Origin of the sequence: Hyalangium minutum (genome assembly GCF_000737315.1) — a bacterium.
Classification (GTDB): Bacteria; Myxococcota; Myxococcia; order Myxococcales; family Myxococcaceae; genus Hyalangium; species Hyalangium minutum.
Genome location: NZ_JMCB01000003.1, coordinates 846,993 through 870,781, shown reverse-complemented (window position 1 = coordinate 870,781; position 23,789 = coordinate 846,993). Strand labels below are relative to the sequence as shown.

Annotated in this window: 17 protein-coding genes; 10 read left to right on the top strand and 7 right to left on the bottom strand. The window is 68.1% G+C overall.

The window, feature by feature from the left end:
• The first annotated feature begins 24 nt into the window (after positions 1–24).
• From tssH to DB31_RS10045, 3 genes are all read left to right on the top strand, one after another.
• Positions 25–2,652, top strand: coding sequence for a type VI secretion system ATPase TssH (gene tssH, locus DB31_RS10055; protein ID WP_083968103.1), 2,628 nt, complete (start codon positions 25–27; stop codon positions 2,650–2,652).
• Positions 2,653–2,736: 84 nt separating this feature from the next.
• The gene (locus DB31_RS44660) at positions 2,737–4,365 is read left to right on the top strand and encodes a type VI secretion system-associated FHA domain protein (RefSeq protein ID WP_052419841.1); all 1,629 of its coding nucleotides are present in this window, start codon (positions 2,737–2,739) and stop codon (positions 4,363–4,365) included.
• Positions 4,362–5,336 carry a hypothetical protein gene (locus DB31_RS10045; protein ID WP_052419840.1) on the top strand — a complete coding sequence of 325 codons (975 nt, stop codon included), beginning with the start codon at positions 4,362–4,364 and terminating at the stop codon, positions 5,334–5,336. The genes DB31_RS44660 and DB31_RS10045 overlap by 4 nt, the downstream gene beginning before the upstream one ends.
• A 22-nt stretch (positions 5,337–5,358) precedes the next feature.
• Here DB31_RS10045 and DB31_RS10040 read toward each other — a convergent pair whose 3' ends face one another.
• The 5 genes from DB31_RS10040 to DB31_RS10020 form a co-directional block, all read right to left on the bottom strand.
• Positions 5,359–6,861, bottom strand: coding sequence for an ATP-binding cassette domain-containing protein (locus DB31_RS10040; protein WP_044185718.1), 1,503 nt, complete (start codon positions 6,859–6,861; stop codon positions 5,359–5,361).
• A gap of 180 nt (positions 6,862–7,041) precedes the next feature.
• A complete protein-coding gene (locus DB31_RS10035) occupies positions 7,042–7,407 on the bottom strand; it encodes a hypothetical protein (RefSeq protein ID WP_044185716.1) in 366 nt (121 codons plus the stop codon).
• 90 nt (positions 7,408–7,497) lie between these two features.
• Positions 7,498–8,682 carry an acyltransferase family protein gene (locus DB31_RS10030; protein ID WP_044186204.1) on the bottom strand — a complete coding sequence of 395 codons (1,185 nt, stop codon included), beginning with the start codon at positions 8,680–8,682 and terminating at the stop codon, positions 7,498–7,500.
• Between the two features lie 81 nt (positions 8,683–8,763).
• Positions 8,764–9,837, bottom strand: coding sequence for an SPFH domain-containing protein (locus DB31_RS10025; protein ID WP_044185714.1), 1,074 nt, complete (start codon positions 9,835–9,837; stop codon positions 8,764–8,766).
• The gene (locus tag DB31_RS10020) at positions 9,834–10,322 is read right to left on the bottom strand and encodes an NfeD family protein (RefSeq protein ID WP_044185712.1); all 489 of its coding nucleotides are present in this window, start codon (positions 10,320–10,322) and stop codon (positions 9,834–9,836) included. The genes DB31_RS10025 and DB31_RS10020 overlap by 4 nt, the downstream gene beginning before the upstream one ends.
• A 196-nt stretch (positions 10,323–10,518) precedes the next feature.
• On the opposite strand from DB31_RS10020, the gene DB31_RS10015 reads away from it, so the two are divergent.
• Together DB31_RS10015 and DB31_RS10010 are read left to right on the top strand one after the other, a co-directional pair.
• Positions 10,519–13,542, top strand: coding sequence for an error-prone DNA polymerase (locus DB31_RS10015; protein ID WP_044185710.1), 3,024 nt, complete (start codon positions 10,519–10,521; stop codon positions 13,540–13,542).
• Between the two features lie 154 nt (positions 13,543–13,696).
• The gene (locus DB31_RS10010; protein WP_044185708.1) at positions 13,697–14,770 is read left to right on the top strand and encodes an SGNH/GDSL hydrolase family protein; all 1,074 of its coding nucleotides are present in this window, start codon (positions 13,697–13,699) and stop codon (positions 14,768–14,770) included.
• Between the two features lie 99 nt (positions 14,771–14,869).
• Here the strand turns inward: DB31_RS10010 and DB31_RS10005 are convergent, their stop codons facing one another.
• Positions 14,870–15,772 (bottom strand): hypothetical protein, encoded by a 903-nt coding sequence (locus DB31_RS10005; RefSeq protein ID WP_044185706.1) that lies wholly within the window; start codon positions 15,770–15,772, stop codon positions 14,870–14,872.
• 97 nt (positions 15,773–15,869) lie between these two features.
• Here DB31_RS10005 and DB31_RS10000 point away from each other — a divergent pair, with 97 nt between their 5' ends.
• From DB31_RS10000 to DB31_RS09985, 4 genes are all read left to right on the top strand, one after another.
• Positions 15,870–16,541: a hypothetical protein gene (locus tag DB31_RS10000; RefSeq protein WP_044185704.1), complete on the top strand. Its 672-nt coding sequence runs from the start codon at positions 15,870–15,872 to the stop codon at positions 16,539–16,541.
• Positions 16,538–18,193, top strand: coding sequence for an apolipoprotein N-acyltransferase (lnt, locus tag DB31_RS09995; RefSeq protein ID WP_044185702.1), 1,656 nt, complete (start codon positions 16,538–16,540; stop codon positions 18,191–18,193). The genes DB31_RS10000 and lnt overlap by 4 nt, the downstream gene beginning before the upstream one ends.
• A gap of 66 nt (positions 18,194–18,259) precedes the next feature.
• Positions 18,260–19,420, top strand: coding sequence for a GntR family transcriptional regulator (locus tag DB31_RS51210; protein ID WP_052419839.1), 1,161 nt, complete (start codon positions 18,260–18,262; stop codon positions 19,418–19,420).
• 48 nt (positions 19,421–19,468) lie between these two features.
• Complete coding sequence (locus tag DB31_RS09985) at positions 19,469–20,374, top strand: alpha/beta fold hydrolase (RefSeq protein WP_083968102.1); 906 nt, start codon at positions 19,469–19,471, stop codon at positions 20,372–20,374.
• Here the strand turns inward: DB31_RS09985 and DB31_RS09980 are convergent.
• The gene (locus DB31_RS09980) at positions 20,334–21,992 is read right to left on the bottom strand and encodes an acyl-CoA dehydrogenase family protein (protein ID WP_044185700.1); all 1,659 of its coding nucleotides are present in this window, start codon (positions 21,990–21,992) and stop codon (positions 20,334–20,336) included. The two genes, DB31_RS09985 and DB31_RS09980, sit on opposite strands and share 41 nt — an antisense overlap.
• 113 nt (positions 21,993–22,105) lie before the next feature.
• Here DB31_RS09980 and DB31_RS09975 point away from each other — a divergent pair, with 113 nt between their 5' ends.
• Complete coding sequence (locus DB31_RS09975) at positions 22,106–23,782, top strand: ATPase (RefSeq protein WP_044185698.1); 1,677 nt, start codon at positions 22,106–22,108, stop codon at positions 23,780–23,782.
• The last annotated feature ends 7 nt before the right edge of the window (positions 23,783–23,789 follow it).

Here is a 23,789-nt window from a genome sequence, read left to right as displayed (position 1 = left end):
CGCAATTTTTAGAGGAGCCATCTGATGCGCGTTGAACCGAAGACCCTCGTCCGCCGTCTTACCTCCACTGCCACGCGCAGTCTGGAGGGAGGCGTGTCCCGGGCGAGCAGCGCCCGTAGTTATGAAATCATCCCCGAGCACATGCTCCGGCAGCTCCTGGAGGACGAGGAGGGTGAGGCCTCGCTCATTCTCCGCCACTTCCAGGTAGACCGGACCAAAGTGCTGGCCCGCGTCGAGGACACCCTGCGCGGCCTGCGCGCCGGCAACGCCGGCCGCCCCGTGTTCTCCGAGAGCCTCTTCCAGTGGTTCGAGGACGCGTGGCTCCTGGCCTCGCTGGAGCATGGCGCGCTGCGCTTGCGCTCGGGCGCGCTGATGGCGCAGTGGATCGCCCGCTCCGCCAAGTACTCCGCTGAGTCGTACCCGGAGCTGGATGCCATCTCCACCGAGGCCCTCAAGAAGGCCTTCGAGGACATCGTCAGCGTCTCCAAGGAGGCGGCGGAAGTGGCCGCGGCGGGCTCGGCTCCGGCTCCGGCGGGCGGGGCGGCGGCGCCTCGGGGAGAGGATGCGCTGTCGCGCTTCACCACCTCGTTCACCGCGAAGGCCCGCGAGGGGAAGATCGATCCGATTTTCGGCCGTGACCGGGAGATCCGGCAGGTGATCGACGTGCTGTCCCGGCGCCGGAAGAACAACCCCATCATCGTGGGCGAGCCGGGCGTGGGTAAGACGGCGCTCGTGGAGGGCCTGGCGCTGGCGATCGCCAAGGGCGATGTGCCCGAGTCCCTGAAGAACTTCGAGCTGCTCGGGCTGGACCTGGGCCTGCTGCAGGCGGGCGCGGGCGTGAAGGGCGAGTTCGAGAACCGCCTCAAGGCCGTCATCTCCGAGGTGAAGGCCTCGCCCAAGCCGATCATCCTCTTCATCGACGAGGCGCACACGCTGATCGGCGCGGGTGGCCCTCAGGGCGGCGGCGACGCGGCGAACCTGCTCAAGCCCGAGCTGGCGCGCGGTGAGCTGCGCACTGTGGCCGCCACCACCTGGTCCGAGTACAAGAAGTACTTCGAGAAGGATCCCGCCCTGGAGCGCCGCTTCCAGCCGGTGAAGGTGGAGGAGCCCTCGCAGCAGGACGCGGTGCTGATGATCCGCGGCCTGCGCCCCGTGTACGAGAAGGCCCACGGCGTGAGCATTCGCGAGGAGGCCATCGTCGCGGCGGTGGAGCTGTCGCACCGCTACATCTCCGGCCGCCTGCTGCCGGACAAGGCGGTGGACCTGCTCGACACGGCCGCCGCGCGCGTGAAGCTGGAGCAGAGCGCCCGCCCGGACGAGCTGGTGGAGCTGGAGGCGAAGCTGGCCTCGCTGGAGAGCGAGAAGGCCTCCCGCGAGCGCGAGCTGGCCTCGGGCCAGAAGCCGCCCCCTGAGGATGGCGTCCCCGTAGAGGAGCGCCTGAAGGCCGTGCAGGATCAGGTGGCCACGCTGCGCGCCAAGTGGGAGGAGCAGCGCGCCGCCGTGGATGGGCTGAAGAAGGCCCAGGCCGAGACGGACGCCGCCAAGGACGCCGGCGAGAAGGAGAAGCTCAAGGCCAAGCTGGAGGAGGCTCGCGAGCACCTCAAGCGCCTGGGGGGTGAGTCCCCCATGGTCCACTCGGATGTGGACACGGACGTGGTGGCCCGGGTGGTGGCCGGCTGGACGGGCATCCCCGTGGGCAAGATGCGCAGCTCCTCGCTCCAGGCGGTGCTGAACCTGGAGGAGACGCTCCGGTCGCGCGTGCGCGGCCAGGAGATGGCGCTGAAGACGGTGGCCGAGACGGTGCGCGCCTCCACGGCGGGCATCCGCAACCCGAACACCCCCATCGGCGTGCTGCTCTTCGTGGGCACCAGCGGCGTGGGCAAGACGGAGACGGCCCTGGCCCTGGCGGATGCTCTCTACGGCGGCGAGCGCTTCCTCACCACCATCAACATGTCCGAGTTCCAGGAGAAGCACACGGTGTCGCGCCTCATCGGCTCGCCGCCGGGCTACGTGGGCTACGGCGAGGGTGGCATGCTCACGGAGGCCGTGCGCCAGCGCCCGTACTCCGTGGTGCTCCTGGACGAGTGCGAGAAGGCCGACCCCGAGGTGCTGAACCTCTTCTACCAGGTGTTCGATAAGGGCGTACTCAACGACGGCGAGGGCCGCACGGTGGACTTCAAGAACACCGTCATCATCCTCACCAGCAACCTGGCCACGGACGTCATCACCCAGATGTTCCAGGCCCCCGAGCCTCCCGCCGTGGACGCCGTGCGCGACGCCATCAAGCCGGTGCTCACCAAGCACTTCAAGCCCGCGCTCCTGGCCCGCATGAGCGTGGTGCCCTACGTCCCCATCTCGCGCGAGATCCTCAAGGACATCGCGGTGATGAAGCTCAACTCCCTGGCGGGGCGCCTGCACACCTCCCACCGCATCAAGACGGAGTTCGCCCCGGAGGTCATCGAGGAGTTCGCCCGCCGGTGCACGGACATGGACTCGGGCGCGCGCAACGTGGACCACGTGATGCGCGCCTCGCTCATGCCGCAGCTGTCGCGTGAGCTGCTCGAGCAGCTGGCAAGCGGGGCCACGCCTACCCACCTCACTGTGGGGCTCAGCCCCAGCGGGGAGTGGGATCTGGCCTTCTCCCAGGCGTAAGAAAGGGGGGACAGGACCCTACAGGGCGCGTAAAAAGGGGGCCCCGGGGAACCGGAGGCCCCTTTTTTTGGTAGGAGAAGGTTCATGCTTCCCCTGGTGATCCGCATCAAGGACGTCGAGTCCCACCCGCCGCTGGAGAAGCAGTACGTCTTCACCTCGTCGCCGGTGCGCATCGGCCGGAACCAGCTCAACGACATCCCCATCCCCCGGCCCTTCGTTTCGCTGTTTCACGCGCTGGTGCGCTTCGACAAGGGCTCCATCTCCGTCGTGGATCTGGGCTCCACCAACGGCGTCGTCGTCGCGGGCAAGCGCATCGAGAAGAACGTCCCAGCGCAGATCAAGCCGGGCATGCAAGTGACGATCGGCTCGGTGGCGTTCGAGTTCTCGCGGGACGCCAAGGCGCAGAAGGACACCTCGTCCCGCCAGACGCAGTTCCGCGCGCTGGCCGATATCATGAACGAGGGTGGCATCAAGCCCGAGGCCCTCAGCTTCAAGCCCACCCCTATCCAGGAGCGCAAGCAGGAGCAGCGCACCGCGATGCTGCCCAGCCTGGACGCGCTGCTGGAGCAGGAGGCCGCGCAGGAGGAAGTCACCGGCCAACAGCCGCGCACCATCATTGCCCCGGCGCTGCAGGAGGACACGGTCGACGAGGCCACCAACCTGGAGCTGCACACGGTCAGCGAGCAGGAGGGGGATGCGCCCCAGCCTCGCAAGCCCATTCCGCCGCCCGCGCTGGTGCAGGTGACGGGGCGCCGGCGCGGCACCGTGAGCAACGTGCAGGTGCTGCCCCAGGCTCCGGGCGGGGCAGCGGCGCTGCAGAACACCATTCAGCAGCTGGTGCCGCTCTACAACGCCTACCGCACCGCCTGGAAGATGCTGCACCAGGGGCTGGCCAAGGGCGTGGACACGCTGCCGGAGCAGGATCGCGGCCAGCTCATCGCCCAGCTTCAGCGGCGCATGCCGGAGATGGCGCAGGAGCCCATGTTCCAGGAGATCGCCAAGAACGTAGGGCGCCCCGTCAACCCGGAGCCCGTCACGGCAGGCCCGGGGGCTCTGGCGGCGGCTGCGGGGCAGGGGAACCGGCTGGACATGGTGTCGCGCGAGCTGCTGAACCGCTTCGTGCGCTCGTACCTGTCCGATAACCGAGGGCTGCAGACCGAGGCGGACATGCAGCGCTTCCTGGAGCACATGGCGGAGCTGCTGGAGACGTTCGCCCGCGCCTTCATCGAGCTGCGGCAGGGGCACGATCAGTTCGGCCAGCAGATGGCGGTGCCCGTGACGAACGACCAGAACCCGCTGACGCGGATGCGGAGCACGCGTGAGCTGCTGCGCTACCTCTTGGACTTCAAGGTGCCGGAGAGCGCCAATCGGGTGCAGGAGCTGATGGGCGGGTTCGTGGACGTGATGATCCACCAGATCGCGCTGCTCAACGGTATGCGCGAGGGCGTGAAGGGGCTCTTGCAGCGGCTGGATCCGGAGCTCCTGGGCAAGGGGATTGGGGGCGTGTGGCCCTTCAACCTGGTGAAGAAGTGGGAGAAGTACACGGAGCAGCACCGGGCCTTCCTGGAGGAGGAGCGGGAGCTGACGGCCGTTCTGTTCGGGCCCGAGTTCGCCAAGGCCTACCTGGCCATTGTCGGCGACGCGGCGAACAAGGGAAGCGGGGACGCGAGCGACACGCTGGACGGTGGCTCGGAGGAGGAAGCGGAGTCATGACGCGCGCAGGGATTCGCGGGGGCCACGCCCTTCAGTGGCTGGCGGTGGCGCTGGTGGTGGCGGTGGCGGGGTGCAAGCACGAGGCGCCGGTGCGCGAGCCAGTGGTTCGGGCGCTGTGCTTCTCGGAGCTGCCGGCGACGATGAAGGTGATCTCTCCGGCGGTGTGGAAGCCGGAGGCGCTCTTCCAACTGCTGATCAATGGGTACGATCCGTCGACGGGTAAGGTGTCCCAGCCGCCCACGGACTGCATGGGCACGCCGATCCTCTTCCAGGATCCAGCGCCGGGGGACTGCACCGAGGTGTCGCAGGCGGGCAACCCGCTGCCGCTGCAGCCGCTGACGGTGGAGGAGATGATCATCACCGAGATGCGGCTGGACCTGAAGCTGGTGTGGGCGGTGGTCCGGCGGTTCTCGAATGGGGAGGCGGTAGGGCCGGTGGCGCTGGTGGAGGCCACGCCGCGCGGGCTGGCGGTGCGGGCGCTTGGGACGTTGAAGGCATTTCCGAAGAGCGCGCGGCTACGCCTGGAGCGCATTGGAGGCGTGGAGGTGCTGCTGGTGGACGGGGAGCGCTGCTGGGGCGAGGAGGAGAAGAAGCAGTGCCAGCGGTCCGTGCGGCTGATGCCGCTGCGGGGCAACAGGTTCGTGGCGGAGACGCTGGCCGGGCCGGACGGCAAATGCATGCAGGCGGCGAACATCGCGCTGAGCCGCACGGCGACGCAGCCGCTGCCGAGCCGGTGGATGCGCAAGTACGAGTACACCTCCGCGCTGACGGTGGCGCCGGATGGGATCCGGGTGGCGGAGCAGATCACGGCGAAGGACAGCGATCCGAAGCAGCCGTCCTCGCCGCCGAGGGTGTACCGCAAGGCTCAGGACGAGCGGCTCATTCAGGTGGGGCAGGGAGGGCTGAAGGTGGACAAGCCCTCGGTATGGAGCCAGTTGGTGGAGTCCGGAGCCACTGAGCAGCTGCCGTGAGAGGACGTCCGTGGGAGCCGGTTTACTCCGTGGAGGCGGTGATCGTGCCCCCCTCCACGAGCCACCGCTCCGTAGTGCACCGGCGCGCGAAGTGCGTGTCGTGCGTCACCAACAGCAGCGCTCCCGGGTAGTCCCGCAGGGCCGCCTCCAGGCGCTCGATCGAGGGCAGATCCAGGTGGTTCGTCGGCTCGTCCAGCACGAGCGCCCACGCATGCTGCCCCAATCCCTGGGCGATTAGCAGCTTGCGCACCTCTCCCGGTGAGGGCTGCTCCGAGGCCAACAGCCGTTCTGGATCCACTCCCAGCGCCGCCACCAGCGACAGCACGCGGCCCTTTTCCTCGGGCGCCAGGCCTCGCACCGTCTCCAGCGCCGCCGCGGCCTCCTCCTCTCCCACGTCCTGCGGCAGGTACAGCACCCGCTCCAGCGGCACCCGCGCGTGTGTCAGCAAGGCCCTCAGCAGCGTTGTCTTCCCCGCGCCGTTGGGGCCCTCGATGCGGATGCGGCTCTCCCGGCCCACCGATAGCGTGAGCGGCCCCATCAGCTCCACGTCCCCTGCGCGCAGCGGCTCGTTCTCCAGCGTGAACAACCACGGGTTCGGAGAGCGCACGTAGTCCACGAAGACCGAGCGCCCCACCGTCTTGTCCACCTGGAACTCCCCGATCGCCTCCTCCGCTCGCTCCGTCTCTCGCCGCAGCACGCTCACCTTGTTTCCAAGCCCCGCCTCCGCCCAGCCGGCCACCACCTTCGCTCCCATGGAGCGCGCGTCGTTGTCGTTCTTGTCCTTCATGCGCCGGCCCGCGTTGCGCGCGAGCGCCGCGGACTGCTGCTCGCGGCGCGTCTGATCGAGCCGCTGCGCCAGCCGCCGGTGTTGATCCTTCGCTTGCTCCCGGGCTGCATTCTGCCCCTCACGCTCGGTCTCCCAGCACTCGCGCGCCGCCGAGTACGCACCGGGCCACAGCCGCGCCTCGCCCGCATGGACCCGCAGCGTCGAGGACGTCAGCTCCTCCAGCACCGTTCGATCGTGCGACACCACGATGCCCACGCCCCGGAACCGGCGCAGCGCGGAGAGGAGCCACCCTCGCGCCTCTGCGTCCAGGTGGTTGGTAGGCTCGTCCAGCAGCAGCACGTCCGGCTCGGCCGCGAGCGCCGCGCCGATCTGCCACCGCTTGCGCTCTCCAGGGGACAGCGTGGGCCAGCGCTCCAACGCCCCCGGATCCAACCCGAGCTGCCCGAGCACTCGCCGGGACACCGCGTCCCACGCGTCTGCGAACGCGGAGATCTCCGGGCTCAGTGTCTCCACGCTCTGCGGACAGAGACAGATGACGGGCTCGCGAGGCTCATACTGGAAGTGGCCCTCGCTGGGCTTCAGCGCTCCGGAGAGCAGCCGCAGCAGGGTGGACTTGCCGGCGCCGTTGGCTCCGACGAGCCCTGTCCAGCCAGGCGAGAGGTGGAACTCCACGCCGGTGAGCAGGGAGACAGCATCCGAATAGGAAAAGGAAACGCCGTGCGCGCGAAGGGATGACATGAAGGAACTCCTGAATCCGGCCGAGCAGGGCTCGGCGCTTGGGAAGGCTCTAGGGCCGCGGATTTCAGGCGTTCAGCTTCATTGGCGTTGCTGGACCTCGCGCAGGGAACGACGGGCCCAGATATAGGCCCGAGCCGTTTTTCCTGCAACCCCCCGCTGTGGAGACGGATTCCCCGCGCTCTACCGCGCGGGAGCCGCCTGCAACTGGCGCGACAGCCGCCATGCTCCCACCGAGGCGAACAGCGCCGCGAGCATGCTCAAGAGCAGCGCCAGGACGATGTTGTGCAGCGACTCCTCTAAGCCATAGGCGATGAGGATGGGAGTCTGACCGGCCGCTTCGCCGCTGTAGTTCCTCAGACAGACCATCAGCCCCGTGACGAAGCCGAGCCCTCCAGCGATCAGCGTGAACACGCCCAGTGACAGCATCAGTGGCACATACCGCCGGTCCGGGTTCCGGGCGTAGAGGATGCTGGCCACCAGGAGCCCCAGTCCGGCCAACAGCGTAGGATACATGCCCCAACCGCCCGCGACGAAGAAGTCAGACATCGGTGTCCCTCCCAACTGCGGTGTTCAGCTGCTCAGACACCGCTGGGCGGATTCGGTTCCCGATGCTTCACCTGTCGGGCCTGAGGCGCCTCAGGTGGGGGACACGGAGGGAGTGGAGACAGGAGCCCTGCGGGACAGCCGTGAGCGCAGCCAGCGGCGGGCGGGCTCCTCCAGCCAGAAGAACACCGCCAGCGAGACGAGGATCGACAGCGCCACGTAGACGGCGAAGAAGCTCCTCGGAGAGGACGTGGCGAGCCCCGGCCCGAGACGATGGTCCAGCAGCCGGACGTAGAAGCCCATCGGAGGGTGGAGGATGTAGAGCGCGTAGCTGGCCTCGCCCAGGCGGACGGCCCAGGACTGCTCCAGCACCCGGGCCAAGGGTCCGCGCCCGTCCGCGAGTCCCCAGATGAGGAGCGCGAAGGCGGGCATCAGCGCCAGCTCCTTGAAGGCGAGTGCGGCCCCGGCCCACGGCGCGACGAAGATCGCCAGTGACGTCACGGCAGCCACCACGGCCTGCACGGAGGCAGCAGGGCCCATGCCCTGGCCCGCGTTGACGCGCTGTGAGAAGAGCCGGCCCAGCACCACGCCCAGGAGGAACTGCGGCAGCCGGAGGAGCGGGTTGTACGCTGCGACCTGCTTCCATGTCTCCGCTCCCAGGAGCGGGGCAGGGCTCGCGGCGCTCCACTGATCCACGAGGAGCCACAGGAAGCTCGTGACCGCCGTCACTCCGAGCATCGCCGCGGCGGAGGCCCACAGCCCGCGCTGTCCCGCGCGGACCACGGGCACGCAGAGCAGCGGGAAGAGCAGATAGAAGAAGGCCTCGACCGACAGGGACCAGCCGGGGCAATTCCAGACGCACGCCACCGGCGGAGCCCAGGCCTGCGTGAGCGTGAAGACCGCCGCGCCCGTGCTGGAGAGCTTCCAGAGCACCTCCTGCGTGAACCCGCCTGCGGCCCGGATCAGGAAGTCCAACAGGGGCGGCGTCATCAGCACCAGCCCGAGCACATAGACCGGGTACACGCGGGCAAAGCGCGCGGCCCAGAACGCGCGGGGCTCGACGCGGACGGTCTCCTCCGCGCCCAGGTAGCTGTAGGCGAGGATGAACCCTGACAGGATGAAGAAGAGGGTGACGCTGCTAGGTCCTCCCTCCAGGAAGCGCTGGAACCACTCGGGGGTGCCCTGGCGCGGGAAGTAGTGGAAGGCCACCACGTGCAGGGCCGCCAGGAAGCGGACCCCCGTGAGGGCCTTCAGGGAGGGGCGGGGAGAGGAAGCCATGGAGCCCAAAGCAAAACCGCCCCTCGGCTGAGCGAGGGGCGGGGGCACCGCTCCGGGAGACAGCACCCGGAGCGATGGGGGTTACTCGTCCTGGGGCAGCGACGGCGGGCTGCGGCGCACGGGCACCGGCTGCGCCGCGTTGCGCGCGATGGCCTGCGCGCTCAGGGCCGCCGCCGAGGGCTTGGTCTTCAGCGTCGCGCCATCCGCGTCGCCCTCCTTGGCGAACAGCTCCTTGAGCATGCCCACGCTGCCCAGGGCCACGCTGGCCTCGTACGGCACGAACACCTTGTTGGTGCCCTTGCCCAGCTCCTGCAGCGTCTCCAGGTAGCGCAGCGCGAGCACCTCGGGGGTGGCGCGGCCCTCGTGCACCGCCTCGAACACCAGGCGCGTGGCCTCGGCCTTGGCCTCGGCCTCCAGCACCACCGCGCGCTTGTGGCCCTCGGCGCGAGCCACCTCCGCGTCGCGCTCCGCCTCGGCGCGGAGGATCCGCGAGATCTTCTCGCCCTCCGCCTGGAGGATGGCCGCGGCCTTGTCGCCCTCGGCCTTCGTCACCTCGGCGCGGCGCTCGCGCTCGGCCGTCATCTGCTTGGCCATGGCGTCCTTGATGGCGCCCGGCGGCTCGATCTCGCGCAGCTCCACCCGCGTCACCTTCACGCCCCACTTCTCCGTGGCTTCGTCCAGCACCATGCGCAGCTTGCTGTTCACCGTCTCGCGGCTGGTGAGCGTCTGGTCCAGCGTCAGCCCGCCCATGATGTTGCGCAGGTTCGTCATCGTCAGCTGCTCGATGGCCAGCGCCAGGTTCTCCACCGCGTAGAGCGCCTTGGCCGGATCGACGACCTGGTAATAGATGACCGAGCCCACCTCCATGTTCACGTTGTCATGGGTGATGACCTGCACGGTCTCGAAGCCCATGACCTGCTCGCGCAGATCCACCAGGTTGCTGCGGGAGAAGCGGTTGCCGGTGCGCATCTCGAAGGCGCGCGGGCTGTCCAGGAACGGGATCAGGATGTTCAGACCGCTGTGCGCCACGTGGTGGAACCGGCCCAGCCGCTCCACCACCATCACCTTGGCCTGGGGGACGATGCGGATACCGGTGATGAGGGCAAAGCCTGCTACCAGCGCCGCGACGATGAACAGCACCGTCATGAACGTCATGACACTCTCTCTTTCTTCTTCTGCGCGGAAACCTCGAGCGACGCGGAGGGGCGCCGCACCCACAGCTTCAAACCTTCCACCTGTTCGACCGTGACGCGCTCGCCCTCGGCCACCGGGCCCGCCAGCGAGCGCGCCGTCCACAACTCGCCGTTGATGCGCACAGTACCTCCGTGCGGGTCCGACAGCGCCTCGGTGACCAAGGCCTCCTGGCCGATCATGGCCTCCACGCCGAGCTTCAGGGGGCTGGCCGTGCGCATGAACGCTCGCTTGAAGATCGTCCGGGACGCGGAGAACAGAGCCACGGACACCACCGTGAAGAGGACCAGCTGAACGTTGATCCCCAGGCCCAAGGCCGCCGCGAGCGCCGAGGTCAGCGCGCCCACCGCGAACCAGAGCGTGACGAACCCCGAGAGCTTGATCTCCAGGCCGCCAAACACCAGGGCTGCGGCGATCCACAGCTGCCAATCGGTGGGAGTCAGATCCATATCGGGCTCCTGTTTGGCAGTGGGCTCGGCGTCCTGTCAAACCGGCCTCCCCACTGGCGCCTCATCAATACCCCCCGGGCCGATCCCAGGCTCGGAAACCGGACAAGGAATCGGACGGGCCCGGTTCTCCCCGAGATCCGACGTTTCCTGAGCAATCCTGGCTGCGCTCTGAACGTGCGTCCAGTAAGTTGGGGGCGTGTACGCCGAGCTGGTCTGCCGATCCAACTTCACCTTTCTCCGAGGGGCCTCGCACCCGGAGGAGCTCGTGGCCACGGCTGCGCGGCTGGGGATGCAGGCCCTGGCGCTGACGGACGCGGACGGGCTGTACGGCGTGGTGAAGGCACACCTGGCGGCCAAGGAGCACGGCATCAAGCTGCTGCTGGCCACCGAGCTCACGCTGATGGATGCGCCGCCGGTGATCGTCTACGCGATGGACGCGGGCGGATACGCGAACTTGTGCCGGCTGGTCTCCGCCAGCCGGATGTCACACCCGAAGGGCGAGGCGGGGTTGCCGTGGCGCGCGGTGGCCGAGCGTTCCGAAGGGCTGATTGCACTGCTGCCGAACCCGGCTCCCGCGGAGCAGGTGGCGCCGTTGGCCGAGGCCTTCGCGGGGCGCTTCTACGTGGGGCTGTGCCGCACGCTGTCCGCGGGGGACAAGGCCCGCGAGGCCCAGGCCGAGGCCCTGGCGCGCACGCTCAACGTGCCCCTGTGCGCGCACAACGATGTGCACACGCACCACCGGCGCCGCCAGCCGCTGCAGGACGTGCTCACGTGCGTCCGGCACAAGACGACGGTGGACAAGGCGGGCACGAAGCTGCTGCCCAACGCCGAGCGCACCTTGAAGTCCCCAGCGGAGATGGCGCGGCTGTTCCGGGATCGCCCCGAGGTGCTGGAGCGCACGCTGGAGATCGCCAACCGCTGCCACGCGACGCTGGATGAGCTGCGCTACCACTTCTCGGAGGAGGATCTGCCGCCGGGGCGCACGGCGATGGAGCACCTGCGAGTGTTGACGGAGGAGGGGCTCGGGGTGCGCTACCCGGGCGGAGTGCCGCCCGAGGTACGCAAGCAGATCGACCACGAGCTGACGCTCATCGAGGCACTGGACTTTCCGGGCTACTTCCTGGCGCTCTGGGACATCGTCCACTTCGCGCGCAACCGAGGGATCCTGTGCCAGGGGCGCGGGAGCGCGGCGAACTCGGCGGTCTGCTACGCGCTGCAGATCACGGCGATCGATCCGGTGCGGATGGGGCTGCTCTTCGAGCGCTTCCTGAGCATGGAGCGCAAGGAGCCGCCGGACATCGACGTGGACTTCGAGCACGAGCGCCGCGAGGAAGTGCTCCAGTACGTCTACGAGAAGCACGGCCGTCACCGTGCGGGCATGGTCTGCGAGGTGATCTGCTACCGGGGCCGGCTGGCGCTGCGCGAAGTGGGCAAGGGGCTGGGACTGTCGCTGGATCAGGTGGATCGGCTCTCCAAGGTGGCGTCGGCCTACGGGTTTGACGTTACGCCCGAGGTGCTGGCCGAGGCGGGGCTCTCCGCGTTCGATCGCCGGGTGGGGCAGACGCTGACGCTGGCGCAGGAGATCGAGGGCTTCCCGCGCCACCTCTCCATCCACGTGGGCGGCTTCGTCATTACGCGAGAGCCGCTGGTGGACCTGGTGCCGGTGGAGAACGCGGCGATGAAGGGCCGCACGGTCATCCAGTGGGAGAAGGATGACACCAACGCGCTGGGCTTGCTGAAGGTGGACCTGCTGGCGCTGGGCATGCTGACGGCGGTGGCCAAGTGCCTGAGGTACATCCGCGAGCACTTTGGCCGGGAGCTGTCGCTGGCGACGATTCCGCCGGAGGACCCCCAAGTCTACGACATGCTGTGCGATGCGGACACGGTGGGCGTGTTCCAGATCGAGAGCCGGGCGCAGATGAGCATGCTGCCGAGGCTCAAGCCGCGCACCTTCTATGATCTGGTGGTCGAGATCGCGCTCATCCGCCCGGGGCCCATTGTCGGCAACATGGTGCACCCGTACCTGCGGCGGCGGGACGGCAAGGAGGTGCCCACGTACCCGACGCCCGAGGTGCGAGCCATCCTCGAGAAGACCCTGGGCGTGCCGCTCTTCCAGGAGCAGGCGATGAAGCTGGCCATGGTGGCGGGAGGCTTCACGGCGGGCGAGGCGGACGGGCTGCGGCGGGCGCTGGGGCACAAGCGGGCCGAGCAGCTGCTGGAGCCCTACCGCATCCGCTTCGTGGAGGGTGGGGTGAAGCGGGGCTACTCACAGGAGTACATGGCGCAGCTCTTCGAGCAGTTCCGCGGCTTCGCCCACTACGGCTTCCCCGAGTCCCACTCGGCGTCGTTCGCGCTGATCGCGTATGCGTCCTCGTGGCTGAAGTACCACTACCCGCAGGCCTTCTGCGCGGCGCTGCTCAACTCGCAGCCCATGGGCTTCTACGCGCCGCACACGCTGGTGGCGGACGCGAAGCGGCACGGGGTGGAGGTGCGGCCGGTGGACGCGCGGTGCTCGGACTGGGACTGCACGCTGGAGGAGGGTGGGGTGCTGCGGCTGGGCCTGCGCATGGTGCGAGGACTGAACGAGTCGGCGGGGCGGCGTGTGGCGGCCGCTCGCGGCCAGGGCTACGGCAGCGTGGGCGAGCTGGCGCGGCGAGCCCGCATCGCCCGGCACGAGCTGACGCGGCTGGCGCTGGCGGGAGCGCTGGCCTCGATCAGCGGCTCGCGGAGGCAGGCGCTGTGGGAGATCCAGGCGCTGGGCCCGTTGGACGAGGACGATCTGTTCTTCGGGTTGCCCATGGACGGCACGCAGGTGGAGCTGCCGCCCATGAGCGTGGCCGAGCGGGTGGAGGCGGACTTCGAGACGGTGGGCGTCTCGCTGGAGAAGCACCCGCTGGAGCTGCTGCGGCCGGCGCTGCGCAAGCTGGGCGCGGTGTCCGCCGAGGGGCTCCAGCGCGTGGCCTCGGGGCGGCGTGTGGCCGTGGGGGGCATGTTGATTACCCGACAGCGGCCTCCTACCGCGAAGGGCATGTGCTTCATCTCGCTGGAGGACGAGACGGGCATCGCCAACCTCGTGGTGCCCCCCGACGTGTACGAGCGTTGCCGCCGGGACATCCACGGCGCCCTCTTCATCGTGGGAGAGGGCGTGCTGGAGCGCACGGGAAAGGTGCTCAACGTGAAGACGCAACGCGTAACAGCGTTGCAGGGGTTGCTGGGTTAACGCGCCGCGTAGCTGCGACTTGCTAAACCCTGTGTTGGCGCAGTGCGTTGCTTGCTGTTTATCGGTGCTAGTGGGCTTTTCCCTAGAAATCCAAAGTGGGCTGTCTGTACCCTGCGCGCCTCCCAATCCCCCGGGAGCCTTAAGGAGGCAGTCCATGTCCCCTCGTTTCACTTTGCGTGGTGCGACCGCTGCATGCGCGCTGGCAGCCACTGTGGTGAGCGGCACTGCGGCCGCGAGCACCATCAACCAGAACACCAGCTGGACCATCAACCGCAGTGGCGCGACGAGCACGTACCGCGTGGTGGCGTACGGTGACTCGATCTTCGCCGGTTACAACGGCAGCCTGTTCAGCGTGGCCCGCCGCGCCTCGCCCTACGTGAGCGGCGAGTACCTGGGCAACGCGTGGAACGCGAACATCGAGGTGGTGCGCCGCACCAAGTCGGGCGCCAAGGCCGACGACATCTACAACAACAAGATCATCTCCGAGAAGTCGTACATGCAGGCCAGCAATGTGCGCGCGGTGGTGTTCGAGATGTGCGGCAACGACTACCTGCAGGCGCGCAGCGCGTTCAAGGATCAGACGGGCACGTGCAGCTATGCCGGCCTGGACACGGCGCTCGCCAATTGTTCGTCCTACACGGAGAAGGCGATGCAGGCGATCAACACGTACGCCACCACCGCCAAGGCCAAGATCGTCATGAACATCTACTACCCGGGCTACAACGCGGACAACGTGCAGACCAGCTGCAAGGACGCGAGCACCGGGGCGTCGGTGAACCGGCGCGACAAGTTCCTGCCGTACCTGGCCAAGAGCAACTGGCGTACGTGCAACCTGGCGGCGACGTACGGCTTCAAGTGCGCGGACGCCTTCGCCGAGAGCATGGGGAGTGACTACGACTCCAACGGCGACGGCCAGAACGACGTGGACGCGATCCGCTGGCGCGCGGGTGAGTCCGAGGCCGACTACGTGGCCCGCATCGTCTCGCTGAAGTCGACCCTGCGCGACTCCAACACGAAGTACGTGAACGCGAGCACCAGCTACGACTACCTGCAGTCGGACGACACGCACCAGACCTACTACCTGTCCACCATCGGCACGGGCTCGGGCTCGGCGGCGCCGGACTTCACCTCGGCGCAGATCGTGGGTGGCAAGAACCCGCAGTGGAACCGCTCGGGCCACGAGCGGACGGGCTGGTCCATCTCGACCTACAACCCGGCCACGCCGTGATGATGTGAAGCGGTGACGCCACGCTCTGGGCGTGGTGACACCTGGGCGCGTCTCTGCTCCTGCGGGAGGGGGACGCGCCCTTTGCTTTGCGGGAGGGGCTCAGCCCAGGAAGCGCCAGGCGATGAGCGCGGGGACGGCCACGTAGTACATGAGGCGGCACAGCCACTCCGCGGCGAGCCGGATGCCGCGAGCGCGCGAGGGGAGCAGCCAAGTCATCGCGAACGCGAGGAGCTCGGCGGCGAACCGCCAGAAGCCGGCGTACAGCAGCAAGCCGGTGGTGAAGCTGACCCAATAGAGCGCGAAGGTCCGCAGGTAGGCGGCGAGCCCGAACATGTCGTACTCGCCGAACAGCCCGCCGAAGGTGATGTACTGGTGCGCACGGAACATGATGCCGGTGGGCACGAGCGGGATCAGCCCGAACTTGAAGGCGGGCTTGTCCAGGAGGCGCCGCCGCCAGTCATGCCGGGCCTGGCCGAACCGGGAGCTGGGGTGCTCGGCGGCGGGCGCGGATGAGGGCACCGAGGCGCCCAGCGCGTTGAGCAGAGGAACGGGGGCCGCCACCTGGAGGTGGTACTGGAACCGGCGTCCGGACTTCATGCGCAGGACCAGACCCGAGCCGGGGAGGGGCAGCTTCCAGGGCTCGACGCCCGTGACGGACTCTCGCGGGATCTCGAACCGGGCGGTGCGCGACTGGAGCACGAGCCGGGCCGGCTCCACGAGCAGGGTGGAGGCCGTGAAGCGCCGCAGCATCCACACGAGCACGAGCGGCAGCAGCGAGAACACCGCCAGTTGCACCAGCATCTGGAAGGGAGACGGAGGATCCAAGCCCTCGAGGATGCCCAACAGGGAGAGTGCCCCGAGGTAGAGCAGGTTGCTCGCGCTGAGGAGCTGGGCGGTTGCGGCGAGGAGCCGGAGGGCAGGCCGCCAGGCGTGGACGTGGAAGCGGGGCGCGGCGTCTTCGCCAGGGCCAGGGGGAGGGGCGGGCTCGGCGGCGGCGTGCATGGATTCGTCGGGTGAGAGGCGGGAGCGCCTGGGGAGGGTGAGTTGGCCTCGGTGAGAGGGGCCGGTACTATACGGAGCCTGGAGGTCACGAGCGAGCATGCCGGAGCAATCCCCGGCCCCAGAGCGGCGCGTCGACAGCGATGGTATCGTCCGGGTCGAGCAACGGCGCGCGGGTGGCGCCACGTGGGTGCTCGGGCTGGGGATCGCCATCACGTGCATTGGCTTGGGGCTGAGCGCGTGGCTGTTCTTCGACAAGCCCGAGGTGGAGAGCCTGCCGGAGCTGCCGGTGAACGAGCCTCCACCGATGGAGCGCCCGGCACCCGCTCCCGTGCGCCCCGTGGCGAGGCCCGCGAAGCCAGCCGTGAAACAAGAGCTCCCCAAGCACATGCAGGAGCAACTGGAGGCGGTGCCGGAAGAGGTGCTCGAGCAGCTCCCCGAAGGCCTCTACGAGATGCCCAAGCCCGGGGAGGCGCCTACGGGGATGATGCTGTTCCCGGCGCATGGGTCGGATCCGATCAAGAAGGGGATCATCGTTCCGGAGGACTTCGAGCTCCCTCCGGGCTACGTCCGGCACTACCAGGCGACAGATGACGGCGAGCAGTTGCCTGCGATCCTGATGTTCAGCCCGGACAAGCCGCCGCTGGACGCGAATGGCCAGCCCATGAAGGTGACGGAGAACGGCATTGTCCCGCCGGAGCTGGCGCCGCCAGGATTGCCCGTGCAGATGCTGGATCCCGAGCACCTGGAGCAGGCGGAGCAGAAGCCATGAACACAGAGGTGTCGGTGGGGCGGCGGTCCGGGGAGATGTTCCTCGGGGCGGTGGCAACCTCGTTGTTGGTATGGCTCTTCGGGCGGATGGAAGTGGCCTGGGTCTGGGCATGCTGGGTGGCACTGGTCCCCTGGCTGGCGGTGCTGGATCGAGTCAGGACGGTGCGTCAGGCCCTGGCAGCGGGGCTGTTGCTGAGCGTCGTCTTCACCGCGGTGATCTTCGGCTGGTTTGCGGATGCGTTGCAGGGATATGCGCGCTCGTCTTCGGCGTGGGCGTACTGGCTGGTCCTACTGCTGTGCGCGCCGATTCTGCAGCCCCAGTTCATCACCGCGGCACTGGCTCGGTACTTGGCGCGGCGGTGGGTTCCGGAGGGGGCCTTCCTGCGTGTGGGGCTGGTGGGGGCTCTGGTCTATGTGGGCACGGAGTGGGCGTGGCCGAAGCTGTTCTCGGACACGCTGGGCCAAGGCCTCTACAGCTCTGCGTGGCAGCGGCAGGGGGCCGACATCGCAGGGGCACACGGGCTCACGGTGCTCCTGATCTTGGGCAGCGAGTGTGTTCTGGCGGCGCTGAAGTCCTTCGCGGCACGAGGGTGGAAGTGGCCTGGAGCGAGGGTGTTGCGCACGCCTGTCGCGGTTCTGGTGGCCATGGTGGGAGGGCTCACCGGGTATGGGGCTTTCCGGTACCAGCAGGTGAGCGCGCTGATGCGGTCTGGTCCAGCGCTCTCGGTGGGAGTGGTGCAGGCCAACATCACGGACTACGCGAAGCTGAGGGAGGAACTGGGAACGTACGACGCAGTCCGGAAGATCCTCGACACGCACTACGAGCTGTCCCGCGAGCTGATGAAGGAGCCTAAGCCGGATCTGATCGTGTGGCCGGAGACGGTATATCCGACGACGTTCGGCTCGCCGAAGAGCCCGGAGGGCGAGGAGTTCGATCAGGAACTCGCGCAGTTTGTCGGCGAGAACCAGATGCCGCTCATCTTTGGGGCTTACGACCTGGAGCAAGATCGCGAGTTCAACGCGGCGATGTTCCTGGGCCCCGTGGGAGATGCGGAGGAGAAGCGGCTGGAACTCGGGGTCTACCGCAAGACGATGCTGTTCCCGCTAACAGAGTATGTCCCCGAGCTGCTGGACACGCCCCGGGTGCGTGGGCTGCTGCCGTGGTTGGGGACGTGGAAGCGGGGGCCGGGGCCTCAATCGTTCGTCTTCCCGCTGCGAGGCGGGAGAGTGCTGAAGGTGGCGCCCCTCATCTGCTACGAGGCCATCTTTCCAGGCTACGTCGCGGAGGCGGTGCGCAAAGGCGCGGATCTCATCGTGACGATCTCGAACGACTCCTGGTTTGGGACGTCGGCGGGGCCGAAGCTGCACCTGCGGCTGGCGGCGTTCCGGAGCATCGAGACGCGGCTGCCTCAGGTGCGAGCGACGAACTCGGGCATCTCGGCCTTCATCAGCCCGACGGGAGAGATCGTCAGCGAGGTGCAGACCGGCCAGCGGGCGGGGGTGGTGATGACAGTGCCTCCGTCTGAGCACGTGTGGACCTTGATGGTGGCATGGGGAGACTGGTTCGGTCGCACGGCGCTCGTCCTGGGTCTGGTGCTGTTGGCGGTTCAGGCGCTGTTCCGGCAGCGGTCAGCGGCAAAGCCATCGGCATAGGACCTGCCCGTTGATGTCAGCCCCTTGTGCTTTGATGCACACCCTCTGCAACGAGGAGGGTGGTGGATGGTGTTGGAACCGCAGGGATTCGTGGCGCGCATCGCGGAAGATCTCGAGCGAACGATCTCACAGGGAAGATTGCCCAAAGATGGAAGTCTCCCCTCGGAGCAAATGCTGGCGAAGTCCTACGGTGTCTCACGGAGTACGGTCCGGGAGGCGCTGAAGCAGCTGGCCGCACGAGGGGTGGTGGTGCAACACCCCGGACGCAGGAACCGGGCTGCGAGGCTGGATGTTGCGATCACGCTCGAGAACCTGAGTGTGGCGCTGCATGACATTGGGCCAGCCCATCCCGAGAGACTGCGGCTGCTGGAGGGATATCTCTCATTGAAGCGGGAAACGGCCGTGGAACTGCTGGCCGCATGCTGCGAGCACGCCTCCGAGAGGGAATTGGCCCCGTTGATCGACGCTTGCTTCGCTCTGGCCGAGGACACGCGCTGGAAGCCAGAGGCCCGGCAGTGGGTGGAGCGGGAGTTCGAGTTGTTGCGCCTGGCGGCTTGCGTGGCGGTGCGCCCCGGCCACTTCCTGCTCGTCCAGTCCTTGGAGAAGTCCTTTGGGGGCATGGCTGGAAAGCTGGTGCCACACCTGGATGCCAAGGCCATGTACCAGTGGGCCATGTGCGCGTTTCATGCCCTGGGCGAGCGGGATGCGCAGGCGGTTCGGCGGGACCTGCCGGCCCTGTTGAAGGCATGTGACGAGCGCCTTCTCAGCCGCCTCACACCAGCTCCCGAAACCCGTGACAAGACAGCTACCCCTCCCGATGCTTCTGCGAGTCCGGCGTCGCCGGACGCAGCGACAGTTTCAAACGAAGTGTTTCCAGACTTCGAGGCTGAGCCAGCCTGCGCTGAGAAGTCGATTCTCGAGCCTACCCTGAGCGGGGCGCCAGCGACCTTCGCAGGAGAACCACCCGAGGGGACGCCGCCGGAGCCCACGACTGCCGTGAAGGGGGAACTGTCGGGACCAGTTTGCGCGAGTCGGTCTGCTTGTCCGACAGGTTCGTGCCAAACGCGGCCGACAGGGGGGGCTTCGCCGCGCGGGCGGGAGGTGGACAGGCCATGCTGCCACCATCGGTTTCCTGAAGACCATCGCGACCGCGGGGTATCCGCCGAGGACATGGGCGCGGATGCGCTTGCTCACGCTGAGGTTTCTCCCTGGGCGAAAGATGGATAAGGATGCTGGCTGCAGAGGCTGTCTTGGGATGAGCCTCTTGGAGCACATATGGGTCTTCTGTCCACCCGTCAGACGACGCTGCATCGTGGTTGCTCCCTGAGCTGGTTCGCGGAGGGGAATGGGCCGCCGGTGGTGATGATCCACGGCATCGGCATCGGCGCTGCTGGGTGGAGGCCTCAGGTCGAGGCGCTAGGGGCGAGCTTCCGTTGCCTGTGCCTCGATAATCGTGGGTTCGGCGAGAGTCAGCCGCTGAGTGGGGCACTCACGGTTGAACTCATGGCCGAGGATGTGCTCGTGCTCATGGATGCGCAGGGGTGGCAAAGCGCGCATGTGATGGGGCATTCCCTGGGAGGGTTGGTGGCACTTTACCTCGCGCACAAAGCACGGACTCGTGTGCGGAGCCTTGCGCTGATGTGCACTTTTCCCTCGGGGGCGATTCCCACTCGGCCGACGCCCTGGATCATTTGGGCTGGGCTTCGTACTCGACTCGGGACACGCCGCATGCGGCGCCACGCATTTCTTGAGCTCGTGCTGCCTTCCGATGCGCTGGCCGGTGTGGATCGGGACGCGTTGGCCGAGCGTCTCGCAGAGCTGTTCAGTCACGACCTCGCCGAGCAGCCCCCGGTAGCGCTGCGGCAGATGGGCGCCATGCGCCGTGCCGATGCCACCCCCTTCCTGAGTGGGTTGGCGAGCATTCCCACCCTTGTCGTGAGCGCCTCGCATGATCGCGTCGCTCCTCCCGTCGGAGGGCGAGCCCTGGCCGCTGGCATTCCCGGGGCTCGATATGTCGAGATCCCCGATGGCTCCCATGGGGTGACCTTGCAGCTTCCGGAGAGGATCAATGCGCTCCTGCAGGAGCACTTGAACGCTGCGGAAGCGAGCTGGGCCGCGAAACGCCCGAGAGACGGCTACCTCAAGCCAGCAGGCGTGAGTCGTCCAGGTCCATGTCCGTGATCTGATCCACGCCATGGCGCGTGAACCGCCGGGCCGCGGCCAGGACCTTCGGCCCATGGCCGTGGTCCAGGCTCCACTGCGCGTGCTCCACCAGCATCGCCAGCTCCAGCGTCCGTCCCAGCGTCAGCGCGAAGCGCCGCGCCCCCGCCTCCAGTCCCACCGGGTTCGCCAGCGAGCCCGCCACCCAGCTCCGTGCGTGCTCCAGCGACTCCTCCACTGCCTTCACGCACGGCTTCAGCCGGGAGTCCTTCGCCGCCGCCAGCCTCCGCTCCACATCCGCGTGGAAGACGTCCAGCGTCCCTTCCTTCGCCAGCGCCCGCAGCGCATCGAGCGAGAGCACGTTCGTCGTTCCCTCCCAGATGCTCATCACCTGCGCGTCCGCCAGCAACCGCGGCAGCCCCGTGTCCTCCACGTACCCCGCACCGCCGAAGCCCTCCACCGCCTCGGATGTCGCCGCCACCGCCTGCTTGCCCGTCGTCAGCTTCGCCAGAGGCGTCACCAGCCGCTGCAGGAGCAGTTCCTCCTCGCTCGCCACCTTCGCCTCCATCCGCCCCAGCAACTCCGCCGCCCGGAAGGCCATCAGGAACGCCCCGTGCGTCTCCGCCTCCAGCCCCGCCAGCGTGTCCACGTGCAGCGGCTTCTCCGCGAGCTTCGCCCCGAACTGGACCCGCCGCGTGGCGTAGTCCTTCGACAGCGCCATCGCCCGCCGCATCGCCCACGCGCAACCCATCGCGTTCCACGTGCGCGTCACGTTCAGCATCCACGCCATGTTCTTGATGCCGTCCGCCAGCCCCGCCACCGGTATCGCCAGCGTGCCGTCCAGCGTCAGCTCCGCCGTCGGCACCTTGCGCGTCCCCAGCTTGTCCTTCAGCCGGTTGATCAGGATGCCGTTCAGCATCCCGTCCGCCTTGCGCGTCTCCACGAAGAACAGCGCCAGTCCCTTACCCCCTGGCCCATTGCCCTCCGGCCGGGCCAGCGTCAGCGCCATCTGCGACGTCGTCGCCGACGTGAACCATTTCGTCCCGTACAGCCGCCAGCCCTCCGGCGACTGCTTGGCCACCGTCTGCGTCAGCCCCACGTCCGAGCCGCCCGTCCGCTCGGTCATCCACTGGCCCGACGTCCAGAACGTTGCCGGATCCCGCGAGGTGAGGTGGGGTAGGGCACGCGCGATCAGCTCTTGGTTCCCCAGCGAGAGCAGCGTCCTCGCTGCTCCGTCCGTCATCGCCAGCGGGCACGAGTACACGTCCAGCGAGGGCTGCACCACGTAGTTCAACGCGAACTGGTGCACCCGGCTCAGCTCGGCGCTCTTCTGCTCATATGCCACCGCCACCAGACCCCGCCGCGCCGCGAGTGCCTCCGCCTCCTTCCACAGCGGCGACACCTCGATCCGGTCCACCCGCTTGCCCCACGCGTCCCACTGCGTCAGCTCCGGCTCGTTCAGCCGATCCCGGAGCTGGAACTCGTAGAAGTACTTTCCGCTCAGCTCGCCCAGCTCCCGTAACTCTTCTGTCACGGAGCGCCGAAGCTCCTCGGGGAGCTGGCGGGCAAGGTAGCTCTGCAGCAGGGCGTCGTCGTCGTACTGATTCCCGAGACGGGGAGGATCCTGGAGGAAGCTCATACCCCCAAAGCTACCACCCCCCATGCAAGGACGCTGTGCCCTTCTGATCCCCTCCTGGGCCTCCCCACGGGCGGGAAGGGGAGAAAAACCAGGGAGTGCGCTAGGCTGGGTCCATGTCTGAGTTCAAGAGGCCAGGAACTCCTCCCGGTTTCGCGCCCCCCGAGCATCAAACCGACCTGGACCGCAACGTCACCCCGGTCGAGACGCCCAAGGCTCCAGCTCCCCCGCTGGCCGCGCCTCCGCGCCCCAAGGGCGCTACCGGCATGGTTGCCGCCGTGCCCCCGGCGCCGCCTCCCGAGGATGTCACCCATGGCCGGGCCGCCACCCAGTACGCCGGCCCCGATCGGCGCTCCGGCCCCGCGCCCCAGTACCCTGGCCCGGATCGCCGCACCCTTCCGGCCGCCGGGCCGCCGCCCGCGCCCGAGCGCCGCATGGCCACCCAGCAGCGCCGCGCCCTCGAGCCCTCCGCGCCCCCCGCCCAGCGAAGCTTCTGGCCCTCTCAGCCGCGCACCATCGAGGAAGCCGGCCTCAACGTGGCCATGGTGGAGGAGCTCATCCTCAAGGCCGTCTTCTTCGCCGGCGAGATGCGGGGCATGGACATCGCCAACCGCCTCAGGCTGCCCTCCGCCATCGTCGACGAGGTGATCGAGGGCCTGCGCCGCCAGAAGTACCTGGACATCCGCGGTGGCGGCTCCTCGGGCGTGGGCCGCTCCACCATGATCTACCAGCTCACCTCGTTCGCCACCGAGCTGATGCGGCAGATCCTCGATCGCAACCGCTACAACGGTCCCGCCCCCATCCCCATCCAGGACTGGGTCTACGCCGTCCGCAAGCAGACCGTCCGTGGCAACCGCATCACCCGCGCCCGCATGGAGGACAAGTTCGGCGACCTGAGCATCCGCGACTACATCTTCGACGGCATCGGTCCGGCCATGAACTCCGGGCGTGCCATCTTCTTCTACGGTCCCCCCGGCAACGGCAAGACGGCCATCTGCCAGTGCATGGTCAATTGCTTCGAGGGGGACATCTTCATCCCTTACGCCATCATGATCGATGACTTCATCGTGCGTGTGTACGATGACATCCTTCACAAGGCCGTCGAGGATGAGCCGGGCGCCGCCACGTATGACAGGCGCTGGGTCCGCATCAAGCGCCCCCTGGTGGTGGTGGGCGGCGAGCTCACGCTGGAGATGCTCGATCTCGTCTACTCGCCCGAGGTGAAGTACTACGAGGCCTCGTTCCAGATGAAGGCGATGAACGGCATGCTACTCATCGACGACTTCGGACGCCAGAAGGCCTCTCCGGTGGACATCCTCAACCGGTGGATCGTCCCGCTCGAGAGCGACGTGGACAACATCACCCTGCACACTGGCAAGAAGGTGCAGGTGCCCTTCGACGTGTTCGCCGCCTTCTCCACCAACCTGGATCCCTCGGATCTGGTGGACGACGCCTTCCTGCGCCGCGTGCGCTACAAGCTCGAGGTGCAGCGGCCGGACGAGAATCAGTTCTTCGAGATCTTCGAGATCATGTGCCGCAAGCGCGGCGTGCCGTACGACCCGGACATGGTCGAGTACCTCGTCGAGAAGCACTACCGCTCCGTGGGCCGCCTCTTCGCCGCCTGCCAGCCGCGTGACTTGCTCGATCAGGTGATCGACATGGCCAACTACCTGGGCATTCCTCCCCAGCTCAACCCGGTGCTCCTGGACCGCGCCGTGCGCAGCTACTTCGTGCGCTTCGACAAGGACACCTCCGAGCGCACCACCATGGCCTCTGTCGGTAAGGCGCCGTAGCCGCCCC

What these genes read in the sequence shown, in the direction of transcription:
- tssH (WP_083968103.1), top strand. Translation starts at nt 25, where the DNA reads ATGCGCGTTGAACCGAAGACCCTCGTCCGCCGTCTTACCTCCACTGCC.
- DB31_RS44660 (WP_052419841.1), top strand. Translation starts at nt 2,737, where the DNA reads ATGCTTCCCCTGGTGATCCGCATCAAGGACGTCGAGTCCCACCCGCCG.
- DB31_RS10045 (WP_052419840.1), top strand. Translation starts at nt 4,362, where the DNA reads ATGACGCGCGCAGGGATTCGCGGGGGCCACGCCCTTCAGTGGCTGGCG.
- DB31_RS10040 (WP_044185718.1), bottom strand. Translation starts at nt 6,861, where the DNA reads ATGTCATCCCTTCGCGCGCACGGCGTTTCCTTTTCCTATTCGGATGCT.
- DB31_RS10035 (WP_044185716.1), bottom strand. Translation starts at nt 7,407, where the DNA reads ATGTCTGACTTCTTCGTCGCGGGCGGTTGGGGCATGTATCCTACGCTG.
- DB31_RS10030 (WP_044186204.1), bottom strand. Translation starts at nt 8,682, where the DNA reads ATGGCTTCCTCTCCCCGCCCCTCCCTGAAGGCCCTCACGGGGGTCCGC.
- DB31_RS10025 (WP_044185714.1), bottom strand. Translation starts at nt 9,837, where the DNA reads ATGACGTTCATGACGGTGCTGTTCATCGTCGCGGCGCTGGTAGCAGGC.
- DB31_RS10020 (WP_044185712.1), bottom strand. Translation starts at nt 10,322, where the DNA reads ATGGATCTGACTCCCACCGATTGGCAGCTGTGGATCGCCGCAGCCCTG.
- DB31_RS10010 (WP_044185708.1), top strand. Translation starts at nt 13,697, where the DNA reads ATGTCCCCTCGTTTCACTTTGCGTGGTGCGACCGCTGCATGCGCGCTG.
- DB31_RS10005 (WP_044185706.1), bottom strand. Translation starts at nt 15,772, where the DNA reads ATGCACGCCGCCGCCGAGCCCGCCCCTCCCCCTGGCCCTGGCGAAGAC.
- DB31_RS10000 (WP_044185704.1), top strand. Translation starts at nt 15,870, where the DNA reads ATGCCGGAGCAATCCCCGGCCCCAGAGCGGCGCGTCGACAGCGATGGT.
- lnt (WP_044185702.1), top strand. Translation starts at nt 16,538, where the DNA reads ATGAACACAGAGGTGTCGGTGGGGCGGCGGTCCGGGGAGATGTTCCTC.
- DB31_RS51210 (WP_052419839.1), top strand. Translation starts at nt 18,260, where the DNA reads ATGGTGTTGGAACCGCAGGGATTCGTGGCGCGCATCGCGGAAGATCTC.
- DB31_RS09985 (WP_083968102.1), top strand. Translation starts at nt 19,469, where the DNA reads ATGGGTCTTCTGTCCACCCGTCAGACGACGCTGCATCGTGGTTGCTCC.
- DB31_RS09980 (WP_044185700.1), bottom strand. Translation starts at nt 21,992, where the DNA reads ATGAGCTTCCTCCAGGATCCTCCCCGTCTCGGGAATCAGTACGACGAC.
- DB31_RS09975 (WP_044185698.1), top strand. Translation starts at nt 22,106, where the DNA reads ATGTCTGAGTTCAAGAGGCCAGGAACTCCTCCCGGTTTCGCGCCCCCC.